Raw genomic sequence first — 13,274 nt, 5'->3', positions numbered from 1 at the left:
TGACTTTTTCAACAATATCAAGTATTGCTAACACAATACTTGATAGCTACCCACAATGAACGAAACCATTGCCTCGCTGTACTCTCCTTATTATGATAAGGGGGCAACCCCCTTAAAAACCCTGTATTTAATAGGAAATTCTGACGAACTTTCCTATTAAATAAATATATGCTCCCATCCCAAAGGATGGGAGCAGTAAATGACAAAATATCAAGCTTTTACAAGAACTTTTCTACAACATGCTTTAATATGAAAATTACTGCTAAAGCATACATAATCATTGAAACATCTCTTCCTTTACCAGTACAAAGCTTTAAGAATACATAAGACATAATACCAAATACAATACCTTCTGCTATACTAAAAGTAAATGGCATCATTACTATTGTTAGGAAGGCAGGTATTGCTTCTGTAAAGTCATTAAGGTCAATCTTATTAATAGGTGACATCATGAAGAGACCTACTAAAATTAGAACAGGAGCTGTAGCTTCTGATGGTACTATTAAGAATAATGGTGCTAGGAATAATGATAATGCAAATAATGCACCTGAGGTTAAAGCTGTTAAACCTGTTCTACCACCTTCAGCAACACCAGAAGCACTTTCAACATATGTTGTAACTGTACTTGTTCCTAAACATGCACCTATGGTTGTACCAATAGCATCTGCAAATAGAGCTTGTTTAGCTTTAGGCAATTTACCATCTTTGTCAAGCATATCTGCTTTAGAGGCTACCCCTACTAAAGTTCCTAAAGTATCAAACAAGTCTACAAATAAGAATGTGAATACTACAATAATCATGTCAAGAGAAAAAATATTGCTGAAATCAAATTTAAAGAAAATCGGAGCTAATGATGGAGGTGCGCTTATTATTTGGCTTGGAATAGGAGTAATTCCTAAAGGAATACCTATAGCTGTGGTAGCAACTATTCCTATTAGAAGTGCACCCTTAACCTTTTTAGCTAATAAAATACCAGTTATAATTAAACCAGCTAATGCCAACAGTACTCCAGGACTACCCAAATCACCAAGAGCAACTAATGTAGCATCATAAGCCACAACAATTTTAGCGTTTTTAAAACCTATTAAAGCTATAAACAGACCTATACCAACACTTACAGCATGCTTAATGTTTATTGGTATACTGTTTACAAGGGCTTCTCTTACGTTAAAGAAGGTTAGTAGTAGGAAAATAATACCTTCAATCAAAATTGCGGTAAGAGCAAATTCCCAAGAATATCCCATACCCAAAACAACTGTAAAGGCGAAGAATGCGTTTAGTCCCATTCCTGGAGCTAAAGCAAAGGGATAGTTTGCTAGGAATGCCATTGCAATTGTAGCTATTGCTGCAGACAATGCTGTAGCTGTAAATAAAGCATTAAAATCCATACCTGTGGCACTTAGAATGTCAGGGTTAACTACTAGAATATATGCCATTGTCATAAATGTTGTAATACCAGCTAAAACTTCTGTTTTTACATTTGTGTTATGTTCTTTCAGTTTAAAGGTTTTTTCCAAAAAGCTATTTTCCGTTTGTACTTTCGAACTCACTGTAAAACCCCCTTTTTTGTTTGCGATGATTAACAACATTATGCCTACCTAGCTGTACTTTATTTCCATTCCCCCCTCCCTTATCTACCTCCATTACTCAACTACTGGAGGTAAAATTTCAAAATTATTTACATCAATTAATCCTTGATCTGTTATTTTCCATTTAGGGCTTGTTGATAAAGCCAAGAATGATAAATGCATGAATGGAGCATGGACTTTACAGCCTAATTGATCCTTAACAGTATTCTCTAAGGCAACAATTTTTCTACTTACCTCTGGCCCCGTCAATTCATCAGTTATTAATCCACCAACCGGTAGTCTTAAATCTTCTATTATTCTACCACTTTTCGCTACTGCGATTCCTCCACCAATCTCTATAACATGATTAATTGCTGCCACCATATCCTTTAGGTTTGTACCTACAGCCATAATATTATGGGTATCATGGGCAACGCTTTCAGCGAAAGCTCCCTGTTGTAATCCAAAGCCCTGTACAAAGGCCTTTCCGATACTTCCATTTCTACCATATCTTTCAACACAAACTATTTGAAGTGCATCCTGCTTAACATCAGGCTGTGCCACTCCCTGTTGGGCTTTAACCCTTAATTCTAAACTTTCAGATAAATTTTGATCTGGAATTAGCCCTATACAACGAACTGTCGCCTCGCTACCGTTGACAGATATTTTTAAATCTTCTTCCGTTATCGGCTTACATTTTACAGAGTTTTTCACATTATCTGGGTATGTGTATTTTGGTAAATCTATTAGAAGCTGACCTTGTGATGCAACAAGCTTTCCTTCTAAAAATACTGCTTCAACCTTCATTTCATTCAAATCGCTGATAACTGCAATATCAGCTAAATTTCCTGGTGCTAAAATACCCCTGTCCTTTAATCCAAAATAGGTTGCAGGATTGATTGTCACCATTTGTATTGCCTCTACTGGGTTTACTCCCTCATCAATGGTTCTTTTAACAATTTCATTCATATGACCAAGCTTCTCTAAGTCCTCTGCCACCATATCATCGGTTGCTAGTATACATCTTCTTGAATCAAGACCTTCCTCTGTTACTGCTCGGATACATTCTGCCATATTTCTCTGGGTAGATCCTTCCCTCATGAAAACATATACACCCTGTCTTAGCTTTTCAACACACTCTTCCTTGGTTGTTGTTTCATGGCAAGAGCATTCTCCAGCAGTGGAAATAATATGAGCAGCCAATTCATTACCAAAAAGCTCTGGAGCATTTCCATCTACAATTTTACCAATACTTCTAGCATAAATTGTTGAAGCTAGGAGATCAGTAATAACCTCTGGTGTATTTCGATATACGTGTTTTGCATTACTGAAGCCCTGCAATTCACCAATACCAATAACATTGGGATAGTTAAGTATTTCAGCCATATCCTTTGATGTTACATCATAGCCCGCTGTCTCTAATCCAGGACAGTCTGGTGTTAATGCAGGTACAACTAAATGAACATGGTTAGGAACTACACTTGCTTCTTCTGCCATGGCCTTCATTCCGATTGGTCCTAATGCATTACCTATTTCATGGGGATCAGCAACCAAAGTGGTTGTTCCCGATGGAATTGATAATCTTGAAAATTCAGTTATAGTTAACATACTACTTTCAAAGTGCATATGGGAATCAATGAAGCCTGGCGATAAATATTTACCCTTCACATCAACTACTATTGTGTCCGGTCCAATTAATTTTTCAGCATCTCCCACCATTAAAATATAGTTTCCTTTAATAGCTAAGTCTGCTTGATAAATTTCTCTTGTTAATACATTTATTACATTTCCTTGATACAATACTACATCTGCAAAGTGCTTATCTGACATCAATACGTCTATGAGCTCTCGATATTCCATAGCTCGTTTTACCTTCATTGCGTCTAACAATTCCTATTCCCCCCCTCCGTCAATTTTTCTTTATTAAATCGCGATATAAATCAATATTGTCTACTATGCCTACAATAGCTGCATCAATTGGGGATTGAAGCTTTTCAGCTGCATGTCTAGCCGCAGTACCTTTTGTATATATAATTATTTCACCAATTCCAGCACCTACAGTATCTACTGCAACCAATGGTTCGCCTACAGGCTCTTCATCAACATTTATGGGCTGAGTAAGCATCAGCTTACACCCTATAAGTCTTTCATCCTTTCGCGTAGCCACTACTGTTCCTATGACTCTGCCGATATTCATTGTACCATCTCCTTTAAATTGGAGTGTTATTTTTTATTAATTTGTATTCCTAGTGCCTTTGCTGTATCTTTAGCTAATGGGGTGACAATTGCACCTTTTGGCACTATCATTTCTCCCAATGATGTATTAGCTGTTAATATATCCTTTTCTGTGATTACCTGGCGACTATATTCTGCCGTAAATGTTTCTTTATTTGTAAGTGTATTAGTAGTACTGACTAAATTGATATTATAGTTTGTACAATTCTCAATTTCTAATAATAACTCTTGAATATTAAATGGTCTTTTTAAATGCTTAATTCCCATTTTTTCTAATTGCTTTATATTTTCTTTAACCTTCTCCAGCATGAAGGGCTGTTTTGTTGGAAAACCTTTATACTGCGTTAGATCTTCTAAATTCATCCACACAGGCTTACCCTGCCAAAGAGCCTGCCATAATAATCTAGGAATCAGCTGATCTTGAATTCCTAGCACTAGCTTAAAGGCTGTATTTTGTGTTGCCAGAGGAACTATTACTCCATCTATCTCCTCCATAAATCCTTCCTTCATCAATGAAAGGTTTTCAGTATACACTTCTTTTGGAGAAAGCTGACGACATATCTCTTTTATATCTAGAATTTCTTCACCACTATTTGAGACCACAATATCCATTGTAAAGCCTTGTTTCCTAATCACAGTCAATTCCCGCATAGCCTCATCTAGGCCAATGTTAGTCCCTGTTAAGGCAACCATAAGATGATTATTCCCTTTTGGTTGGAGGGAATTGATGTTTTTTGTTATTAAATGCTCAATTATTCTTTGAGTGTGGTTATATCGATTCATTATTTCCCTCCTCATTTATCGAGTAGGAAGTTTATTAATTAGATATACTATTCTCCCTTTAATAGTACTCTTTCTACTTCTGTATGAGGTCTTGGTATTACATGTACTGAATGAAGCTCTCCAACTGCTCTAGCTGCTTCAGCTCCTGCATCAGTAGCAGCTTTAACTGCCCCTACATCTCCTCTTACCATAACAGTTACTAATCCAAATCCTATTTTCTCATACCCTACTAAAGTAACATTTGCAGCCTTAACCATTGCATCTGCTGCCTCTACTGCTCCAACTAATCCTTTTGTTTCAACCATACCTAATGCTTGACTCATTTTAACTCCTCCTATTCTTTATTTTCTTTATTTTTGTCTGATTTTTTAACCTTTGATTGTGATTTATTCTCTGCCGGTGTATCAGCAGTTTTTTTGTTTTTTAAGTTTTTCTCGAAGGCTTTAATTAATAAATCGATCTCTTCATGAGGTCTAGGAATTACGTGACTTGATAAAATAATTCCTACCTTTCTTGCTGCAGTTTCTGCTGCTTCTACTGCTGCTTTAACTGCTGCAACATCACCAGCGATTTGAACAGTAACACTTATTGCCTTACCGGCACCAATAACCTTCTCATATCCCACTAGTTTAACATCAGCAGCCTTACTGGCTGCGTCAAGGGCTGTTACAGCAGTTGTTAAGCCTACTGCTTCAATCAATCCCAATGCTGCCCTCATTAACACACCTCCTATTTACAGTTCACTATCTTGAAGAACCCTTATTCCCTAAGGATTGAAGGGACTTCAAATCAATATAGGTCCCTGTATTTACATGTTTTTTTACATAAGCCTCTTTGTTTTCAGGAGGATTACTTTTTATATTCGCCTCTTTATCGTCTCTCTCTTCATCAATTTTTCCTGATTTAGCTGCAAGCTCTGATAATGAAGTGTACTTAACCTGCTGCACTGATTTCACTGAAGGTCCCTTATCCCTAAAGCCTTCAATTTTTCTTTCTTTATAAATCAGGTCAACCAATAATTTTTCTTCTTGTTCCTTCAAGTTAGTTACTTTTTTGGTATTGCTGGTGTTATTGTTACTACTCAAGGTTTTACCAGCAATATTATTCATTATGACCCTTGTTAACGGATTTGCCAAACCTATCACCACCATTTACTATACTTACTTATTATAGTACCGCATCTCAATTAAACTCATAAGATCTCTCTCGTTAAATTTCCAAATAGCATCGTTGTAGTTAATCGGAATACGTAACGGTATTCCTCATTCCTCCGCCTTCCTCTATGAAAATTTTCCTAAGGGAATAACCTAAGTTTTAATTGTGATGAGGTACTAGTAGTTTGTCTACCTCATCATGGGGTCTTGCAATAACATTGGAAGAGATAATCTCAGCTATTTCAGAAGCTGTCTCTATGCCATTTGCAACTGCTGCTTGTACCGCTGCTACTTCTCCCGCCACAACAACTGCTACAATACCTGAGCCTACATAGTTGAAATCAGCAATTGTAACATCAGCAGATTTTACCATAGTATCAGCAGCCTGTATTGCAGCTACTAGGCTTCTTGTTTCGATAAATCCTAAAGCTTGCTTCATACTGCATTACCACCCTTACTTTAATTTAAACCCTGGAAGGTATTTTTTTATATCTATATCTTCATATCCAGGGATAATGGCCCTTTCAAATCTTCTAGCTGCATCTCCTAATGGTCTAGTTGCATCTATTCCTACTTTATCAGTTACACCCCTTAAGGTATGAGATGGCTCTAATCCTGACCCTAAAGCTCCTGGTATAATAACTAAATCCTGTGAGGCCTGCATTCTAGTAGCAATTGCCCACTCAATATCGCTAGGATCATATATATCTACATCATTATCTACAATAACTACATGCTTAACATCTTTACTGCTGGCTAATGCTCCTAAAATTGCACTCTTTCCATCACCATCACTACGTTTATTTATTGAAACAAAGGCATGAAATCTGCATCCACCTGCAACTGTGACGTTTACATCCTTAACATCAACAAGAGATTTAACTGAAGTATATAGCTCTACCTCTCTTATTAAGCCATTTGATAAATGTTCTTCCCTACAGGGAAATGCTGTTTGGAATATGGGATTATTACGATGCATTACAGTTTTAACTTCAACAATTGGGTGGGGTCCTACTGCTCCATAATACCCCATTAGTTCACCGAAGGGACCTTCTATTTCCCTTTTATTAGGAGGCATAATTCCCTCCAAAACAATTTCTGAAAAAGCTGGTACCTCAACATCTATACTATGACACTTTACAAGCTCTATCGGCTCACCTCTAAGGGCACTATCCACCTCATATTTATCTACTCCATAGGTCTCACTGCTTATTTGAGAAGCCAACAATAAACTATAATCATATCCAAGAACAATGGCAACCTCTAATGGCTTGTTTTGCTTTTCCATTTCCGAGAATTGTTTTGTTGCAAGGGGTGATGCTACTAAAATACTAATTTCATTACCTTTATTAATCTGTAGCCTTCTTACTGAAACGTGACTCTTTCCTGTTTCAGGGTCCTTCAATACAACTAGACCAGCTGTTATATAGCTTGAAGAATCTTCTTCATGAAAGGTTGGTATGGGGAACATTCTTTGAAGATCAATATTTCGTGTTATAATGTTTTCCATGATTGGCCCTTTAGATAGAAGCTTAGTAGGCTTAGGATTTGCAATTGCATCTATTATCCTAAAAATTCTTTCTTCATGGGTGATTCCCAGCATTTCGTAATAAATGTCTCTTTCACCAAAAAGAGCGCCTACTACAGGTACTTTGCTGCCTTTTACTTTGTTAAATAGGATAGGAACTTCGTTTTTATAATATTTTAATACTGCTCCCAGTTCGAATTTAGGATCTACCTCTTTATTACATTCTTGCAGGTATCCTTTTCTTCTTAATTGATCCATGGCAGCCCGAAGCATTTGTGTTTCCATCAATTCCCTCCTTTCTTTAAGAATCAATTTTTAATTTTATTCAGTTTTTTTCTTCTGATTCATCATGCAACATTCAACATGCAACATTCAACATTCAACATTTTTGTAGGTAGCTAGTTAATTTGCCATAAAACTCTAAATTATGCTAATGAAGTTTTATACCAAATTCCTACCAAAGTGACTGACTCAAATCAAAGATTTGGTCATCTACTTTTCTCCCCATCGCTTAAATAGATTGTGCTCTACATCTAATTGATCCAGTGCTCTACCAACCATAATACTAACAATCTCTTCTATGCTTTCGGGCTGATGATAGAACCCAGGTGCTGCAGGTAATATTTTCACACCAATTCTCGCAAGCTTAAGCATATTTTCTAAATGAATTACACTTAATGGGGTTTCCCTTGGTACAATAACCAGTTTTCGCCCTTCTTTTACCACTACGTCAGCCGCTCTCGTCAGTAAATTATCTGACATCCCGTGGGCAACTGCAGCCAATGTCCTCATTGAGCATGGAATTATTATCATTCCATCTGTTTTAAAGGAACCACTTGCAATAGGAGCAGCAAGGTCATTATTGTCATGATATACAGTAGCAAGGCTTTTTAGTTCAGCTAAGTCCATTCCACATTCATGATTGACCACATATTCTCCCATTTTTGATACAACTAAATGTGTCTCTATATTAAGCTGTTGTAGCACCTTTAGTAGGCCTACACCATAGATGGCACAGCTTCCGCCAGTTACACCCACAATTATTCTCATTTGTATCACCGCTTTATCAAAGTTTTACTTCGTAAATTTCTATTGTGACTTTAATGAAATGCCTTTAACCTGTCAAATTAAGCTTGCTTTGACAGGTTAGGCATATAATTATTCTACTTCGTTCTTAGCGTCTCCGCCACCGATCCAAGGGTCTTCACCCTTTTCCCAAGCATTAATATAATCATCAATTGTCATTATTTTTGTGAAAATGCTAAGGTCCTTTAAACCATTTAAATGCATCTCTTCTGTTTTAGAAGCACAGCCATCACTTAGTGTTATAACCTTGTAAGCATTGGCTAGTGCATCTGTTGCAGAGCTTCTAACACAAACATTTGTCCATACTCCTGTTACAACAACAGTATCTATATTTTCTTCTCTTAAATACAAATCTAAGTCTGTATGAGCAAATGCACTATGTCTTCTCTTCGGTACAATATACTCATCACCTTCTGGATATAGCTCTGGAATAAAATCTGAGCCCCATGTTCCCTTTACTGCATGAACCGGTCTTACTCTAAAATCTGCGTCATTTTTTCTATGAGCTTCTTGAATATGAATTAAATGAATGTCATCGTCTTTGCGACTTCTTACCCACTTAAATAATTTTTGCAGATCTGGAATTATAGTTTCACCACCTGGGCATCTTAGTGGAGCTTTTACCCCCACAAAGTCATTTAACATATCTATAACTAATATCGCATGTCTTGGCATAATCTCTCTCCCTTTCAATAGACTGTCGAAAATCATTCATCTACCTGGTTGCAATAAGAGCCCAGCAATCGCACGTATTACTATATTAACTTAAATCGCAGGGCTTCTTTTTGCATGTCGGAGTTAAATAATCTTATCAGTCTTAATTTTATTGTCTCTCCATGAAGCATTTATTTTTTTTATTATTAATATTTTATAGTTCTTTCAAGCTTTTGAATTCTTTGTCTCTTTACAAATTGTCCAAATCCTGGTTTTCCAATAACGCCTTCTTTGTCGTCATATACTACAGTCCCACGTACAACAGTTTTAACTGGTTTACCCTTTAGCTTAATTCCATGTAACGGGTTGTACTTAGCCATTGATTCAGTCTTCTTTTGATCTATAGTCCATTCTCTTTCAAGATCTATTATGGTGAAATCCGCATCTGAGCCTATCATTAGGGCACCCTTCTTTGGGTACAAACCATACATCTTAGCAGGACTTGAACTTAAAACTTCTACCAATCTACCTAGAGTCAATCTTCCTTTATTATAACCTTCACTAACTAAAATTGGAACTAAAGTTTCTACTCCTGGGATTCCTGGGAAAGCAGTCCAAATGTCCATACCTGGTGCATCCTTTTCTGTTTCAATTTCATATGGAGCATGATCTGTAGCCATGAAATCTACGCTACCATTTTGTAACCCTTCCCAAAGCTCTTCATTGTCCTTTTTAGTTCTTAGAGGTGGTGCTATTTTAGCAAATTGTTTATGCTCTGTCATTGCATCTTGGTAGTTAAGCATTAAATAGTGGGGGCAAGTTTCAGAAGTAACATCAAGTCCCTTCTTCTTTGCTTCTCCTACTAGCTTTGCACCTATTCCTGAACTCATATGAACAATGTGGAGTCTTGCTCCTGATGACTTAGCGAAATTAATTCCCAATTCGATAGCTGACTGCTCTGCTTCTACTAATCTTGCTTCTGCCCAAGCTGGGCCATCAGTTCTTCCTTCTTTTTGAAACTTCTTTACAAAGTAATCACACATAGCAAAGTTCTCTGCATGAATTCCTACAGGAACGCCAGTTTCAGCAACCCATCTAAAGGCTTCAAGCATTTCAGGATCATTTACTCTTTCATATGTCGGTACTGATGGAGTCATATAAACTTTAAATGCACAAACTCCATAATCTGCTTGCTCTTTAATGATATGCTTTTTTCCAGCTCTAATATCTTCGCCAGTTACTCCACCCCACATAGCATAGTCTATAACTGCTTGATCCTTAATTGCATTAAGCTTAGATTCTAACTCCTCAACACCTCTAACAGATGGCTTAGAGCAGCATGGCATATCCATAATTGTTGTAAGTCCACCAGCTGCAGCAGAAGAGGAACCAGTTAAAAATGTTTCTCTATGGGTAAATCCAGGATCCATGAAATGTGTGTGTGAGTCAAAGCAGCCTGGTAACGTTAGGTTTCCTTCTGCATCAATCTCACTATTATATTCTATACCATCTAAATTAGTAACAAAGCCTGCAATTTTTTCATCCTTTACTAGTATATGGGTCATAACTGTTTCGTCACCCTGTGGTATCTTTGCATTTTTAACTACTACATCATACTTCATATAAAAGCCTCCTTATTTTTTAAAATAAACCTACAATCTCGCCATCTTCTGTAATGTCCATATGATTTGCTGCTGGAACCTTTGGTAAACCAGGCATAGTCATGATGTCTCCTGTTAAAGCAACTAAAAACTTTGCTCCTGCTGAAATTCGAATCTCTCTCACTACAACCTTAAAGCCCTTTGGTCTTGCTAGTAATGTTGGATCATCTGATAGTGAATACTGTGTTTTAGCCATACAGATTGGCATCTTATCAAGGCCAAGCTTTTCAATATTTTTTATTTGATTTTCACAGCTTTTTGTAAATTCAACTCCATCAGCACCATAAACCTCTGTTGCAATTTTTTCGATTTTTTCTACGATAGAAAGCTCAACATCATAAAGTGGTTTGAAGTTTGACGGCTTCTTTTCAATTGTGTCAACAACCTTTTTAGCCATTTCTGCGCCACCATCTCCACCGTTAGCCCATACATCTGATAAGACTACCTCAGCACCTAACGCCTGACACTTATCGAAAATTAACTTTAGCTCGGCTTCTGAATCAGTAGGGAATTTGTTAATTGCCACTACTACTGGGACACCAAACTTTTGTACATTTTCGATGTGCTTTTCTAGGTTTCCAAAGCCTATCTCTAATGCTTCTAGATTTTCTGTATTTAAGTTGGCTTTAGGAACTCCACCATGGTTTTTTAAAGCTCTTGCAGTAGCAACTATTACTGCACAGTCTGGCTTTAATTCTGCAAAACGGCATTTAATATCGAAGAACTTTTCAGCCCCTAGGTCAGCTCCAAAGCCAGCCTCTGTAACGACGTAGTCTGCAAGCTTTAGAGCTAGCTTCGTTGCCATAACACTGTTGCAGCCATGGGCAATGTTGGCAAATGGGCCACCATGAATAAAGGCAGCAGTGTTCTCTAAGGTTTGTACTAAGTTAGGTTTAATTGCATCTTTAAGCAATAATGTTAATGCCCCAGTTGCTTCTAAATCTTTTGCTGTAACAGGCTCATTATCCATATTATATGCAACAATCATATCTCCAATCCTTGCCTTTAAGTCTTCCATACTAGTTGCTAAGCATAGAATAGCCATTATCTCCGAAGCTACTGTGATGTCGAATCCATCCTGTCTTGGTACTCCATCTCCTCTATTTCCTAGCCCCACCACAGTATTTCTCAGGGCACGATCATTCATATCTAAGACTCTTCTCCATACTATTCTTCTAGTATCAATGTTTAAGCTATTACCTTGATGAATATGATTGTCCAGTAGAGCAGCCATTAAGTTATGGGCTGTTGTAATGGCATGAATATCACCAGTAAAATGTAGGTTAATATCCTCCATAGGTACCACCTGAGCGTAACCGCCACCTGCTGCTCCACCCTTTACTCCGAAGCAAGGTCCCAGTGAAGGCTCTCTTAAGGCTGTAATCGTTTTCTTACCGATTTTATTTAACCCCATACTTAACCCTATATTTGTTGTTGTTTTCCCTTCACCCGCAGGTGTTGGATTAATTGCAGTAACAAGTACTAATTTCCCATCCGGTTTATTTTCAAGTCTCTTAAATACATCTAATGACACCTTAGCCTTATACTTACCGTATAATTCAAGTTCATCCTCTTGTATTCCTAAATCATGGGCTATATCAGTAATTGGTTTCATTTTCGCTTCTTGTGCTATTTGTACATCCGTTTTCATATGCTGCACTACCCCCTAAGTGTTATTTCATCAAATGAGTTTCTAGTATTTGCTCTTTTCTAAAGTTTTCTAGTCCAAGATAATACTCTAAAGAATTTAAAAGATAATCAAGCTTTACTGGTCCAACAATTTCTGATCCAGTAACTGCTACACCATATCTGGCAGCCTCTTGTTTAACAAAATTAAAAGCCCTATATAAAGGTGTAGCTCCACAATCAAACATATTCATAGAAACTACAACACCTTCTCTTTCAGGAAACTTAATGCCTACAGCTCTAACTGTTGAAAATCCACCACTAGGACCTCTTACTCCCTTAGCTATATTTTTAGCAATACTTAAGTCTTCTGTTGCTAAAAATACGTTATAGGCAGTTAAGCCTTCTAAATCTGCACTTACAATTGTAGCTCCTGCAGTTGGATGCAGTGCAGCTGGTCCTACATCTGGTTTTCTTTCATCTGTATGGGCAACTTCCTTTAAGCCTTCATATTGTCCTTTACGAATAAATGAAAGGGCCTTTCTATCTTCATTGCGTGAATTTTGACCTGAAAAAAATACAGGAACTTCAAATCTTTTGTATACCTCTTCACCAATTTCTTCAGCTAATTTTACACACTCTTCAATTGTTATGTTTTTAAATGGGAATAAAGGTATGGTATCTTGAGCCCCAATTCGTGGATGAGTACCTTGTTGCTCCTCCATATTGATTAGCTCGTAGCTCTTTTGAGCCATATTAAGTAAAGCTTCCTTTAATGGTGTTGGTTCGCCAATAACTGTTACAACAGTTCTGTTGAAATCATGTTCGGGCTCATAGCTTACAAGGCTAACTCCCTCTACATTCCTTAATGGTTCAACTATTGCTTCTATAACCTCTTTTCTTCTTCCATCACTAAAATTTGGTACCGCTAACACATATTGCTTTTCTGTCATAATACCTAACCTCCTTATTTTATATA

The 13,274-nt window shown here is 37.1% G+C and carries 14 protein-coding genes; all 14 read right to left on the bottom strand.

Annotated elements, in window-relative coordinates:
* Nucleotides 1-218 precede the first annotated feature (218 nt).
* A complete protein-coding gene (locus tag BLP68_RS18475) occupies nt 219-1,550 on the bottom strand; it encodes an NCS2 family permease (RefSeq protein WP_330389231.1) in 1,332 nt (443 codons plus the stop codon).
* A gap of 93 nt (nt 1,551-1,643) precedes the next feature.
* Nucleotides 1,644-3,458: an adenine deaminase gene (ade, locus tag BLP68_RS18470; protein WP_242877034.1), complete on the bottom strand. Its 1,815-nt coding sequence runs from the start codon at nt 3,456-3,458 to the stop codon at nt 1,644-1,646.
* A gap of 19 nt (nt 3,459-3,477) precedes the next feature.
* Nucleotides 3,478-3,765, bottom strand: coding sequence for a EutN/CcmL family microcompartment protein (locus BLP68_RS18465; RefSeq protein ID WP_091546850.1), 288 nt, complete (start codon nt 3,763-3,765; stop codon nt 3,478-3,480).
* Nucleotides 3,766-3,791: 26 nt separating this feature from the next.
* Nucleotides 3,792-4,586 carry a flavoprotein gene (locus tag BLP68_RS18460; RefSeq protein WP_091546848.1) on the bottom strand — a complete coding sequence of 265 codons (795 nt, stop codon included), beginning with the start codon at nt 4,584-4,586 and terminating at the stop codon, nt 3,792-3,794.
* A gap of 47 nt (nt 4,587-4,633) precedes the next feature.
* Nucleotides 4,634-4,909 carry a propanediol utilization microcompartment protein PduA gene (gene pduA / locus BLP68_RS18455; protein WP_091546844.1) on the bottom strand — a complete coding sequence of 92 codons (276 nt, stop codon included), beginning with the start codon at nt 4,907-4,909 and terminating at the stop codon, nt 4,634-4,636.
* Between the two features lie 11 nt (nt 4,910-4,920).
* Nucleotides 4,921-5,304 carry a BMC domain-containing protein gene (locus BLP68_RS18450; protein ID WP_091546841.1) on the bottom strand — a complete coding sequence of 128 codons (384 nt, stop codon included), beginning with the start codon at nt 5,302-5,304 and terminating at the stop codon, nt 4,921-4,923.
* 25 nt (nt 5,305-5,329) lie between these two features.
* Entirely contained in the window at nt 5,330-5,722 is a 393-nt protein-coding gene (locus BLP68_RS18445) for a hypothetical protein (RefSeq protein WP_091546838.1), read from the bottom strand.
* A gap of 178 nt (nt 5,723-5,900) precedes the next feature.
* On the bottom strand, nt 5,901-6,179 hold the full coding sequence (locus BLP68_RS18440) for a BMC domain-containing protein (RefSeq protein ID WP_091546836.1): 279 nt from the start codon (nt 6,177-6,179) through the stop codon (nt 5,901-5,903).
* Between the two features lie 15 nt (nt 6,180-6,194).
* The gene (locus tag BLP68_RS18435) at nt 6,195-7,553 is read right to left on the bottom strand and encodes a UbiD family decarboxylase (RefSeq protein WP_091546834.1); all 1,359 of its coding nucleotides are present in this window, start codon (nt 7,551-7,553) and stop codon (nt 6,195-6,197) included.
* A gap of 207 nt (nt 7,554-7,760) precedes the next feature.
* Entirely contained in the window at nt 7,761-8,318 is a 558-nt protein-coding gene (locus BLP68_RS18430; protein ID WP_091546831.1) for a UbiX family flavin prenyltransferase, read from the bottom strand.
* A gap of 108 nt (nt 8,319-8,426) precedes the next feature.
* Nucleotides 8,427-9,029, bottom strand: coding sequence for a cysteine hydrolase family protein (locus tag BLP68_RS18425; protein WP_091546829.1), 603 nt, complete (start codon nt 9,027-9,029; stop codon nt 8,427-8,429).
* A 185-nt stretch (nt 9,030-9,214) separates the two neighbouring features.
* A complete protein-coding gene (locus BLP68_RS18420) occupies nt 9,215-10,630 on the bottom strand; it encodes a dihydroorotase (protein WP_091546826.1) in 1,416 nt (471 codons plus the stop codon).
* A 19-nt stretch (nt 10,631-10,649) separates the two neighbouring features.
* The gene (locus BLP68_RS18415; protein WP_091546825.1) at nt 10,650-12,320 is read right to left on the bottom strand and encodes a formate--tetrahydrofolate ligase; all 1,671 of its coding nucleotides are present in this window, start codon (nt 12,318-12,320) and stop codon (nt 10,650-10,652) included.
* Between the two features lie 22 nt (nt 12,321-12,342).
* Nucleotides 12,343-13,248 (bottom strand): glutamate formimidoyltransferase, encoded by a 906-nt coding sequence (ftcD, locus tag BLP68_RS18410; protein WP_091546822.1) that lies wholly within the window; start codon nt 13,246-13,248, stop codon nt 12,343-12,345.
* Nucleotides 13,249-13,274 lie beyond the last annotated feature (26 nt).

It is taken from the genome of Alkaliphilus peptidifermentans DSM 18978, assembly GCF_900101495.1.
Lineage (GTDB): Bacteria > Bacillota > Clostridia > Peptostreptococcales > Natronincolaceae > Alkaliphilus_C > Alkaliphilus_C peptidifermentans.
This window is presented reverse-complemented; position numbering and strand designations above follow the sequence as displayed.

What these genes read in the sequence shown, in the direction of transcription:
- BLP68_RS18450 (WP_091546841.1), bottom strand. Translation starts at nt 5,304, where the DNA reads ATGAGGGCAGCATTGGGATTGATTGAAGCAGTAGGCTTAACAACTGCT.
- BLP68_RS18465 (WP_091546850.1), bottom strand. Translation starts at nt 3,765, where the DNA reads ATGAATATCGGCAGAGTCATAGGAACAGTAGTGGCTACGCGAAAGGAT.
- BLP68_RS18420 (WP_091546826.1), bottom strand. Translation starts at nt 10,630, where the DNA reads ATGAAGTATGATGTAGTAGTTAAAAATGCAAAGATACCACAGGGTGAC.
- BLP68_RS18435 (WP_091546834.1), bottom strand. Translation starts at nt 7,553, where the DNA reads ATGGAAACACAAATGCTTCGGGCTGCCATGGATCAATTAAGAAGAAAA.
- BLP68_RS18425 (WP_091546829.1), bottom strand. Translation starts at nt 9,029, where the DNA reads ATGCCAAGACATGCGATATTAGTTATAGATATGTTAAATGACTTTGTG.
- pduA (WP_091546844.1), bottom strand. Translation starts at nt 4,909, where the DNA reads ATGAGTCAAGCATTAGGTATGGTTGAAACAAAAGGATTAGTTGGAGCA.
- BLP68_RS18440 (WP_091546836.1), bottom strand. Translation starts at nt 6,179, where the DNA reads ATGAAGCAAGCTTTAGGATTTATCGAAACAAGAAGCCTAGTAGCTGCA.
- BLP68_RS18460 (WP_091546848.1), bottom strand. Translation starts at nt 4,586, where the DNA reads ATGAATCGATATAACCACACTCAAAGAATAATTGAGCATTTAATAACA.
- BLP68_RS18430 (WP_091546831.1), bottom strand. Translation starts at nt 8,318, where the DNA reads ATGAGAATAATTGTGGGTGTAACTGGCGGAAGCTGTGCCATCTATGGT.
- ftcD (WP_091546822.1), bottom strand. Translation starts at nt 13,248, where the DNA reads ATGACAGAAAAGCAATATGTGTTAGCGGTACCAAATTTTAGTGATGGA.
- BLP68_RS18415 (WP_091546825.1), bottom strand. Translation starts at nt 12,320, where the DNA reads ATGAAAACGGATGTACAAATAGCACAAGAAGCGAAAATGAAACCAATT.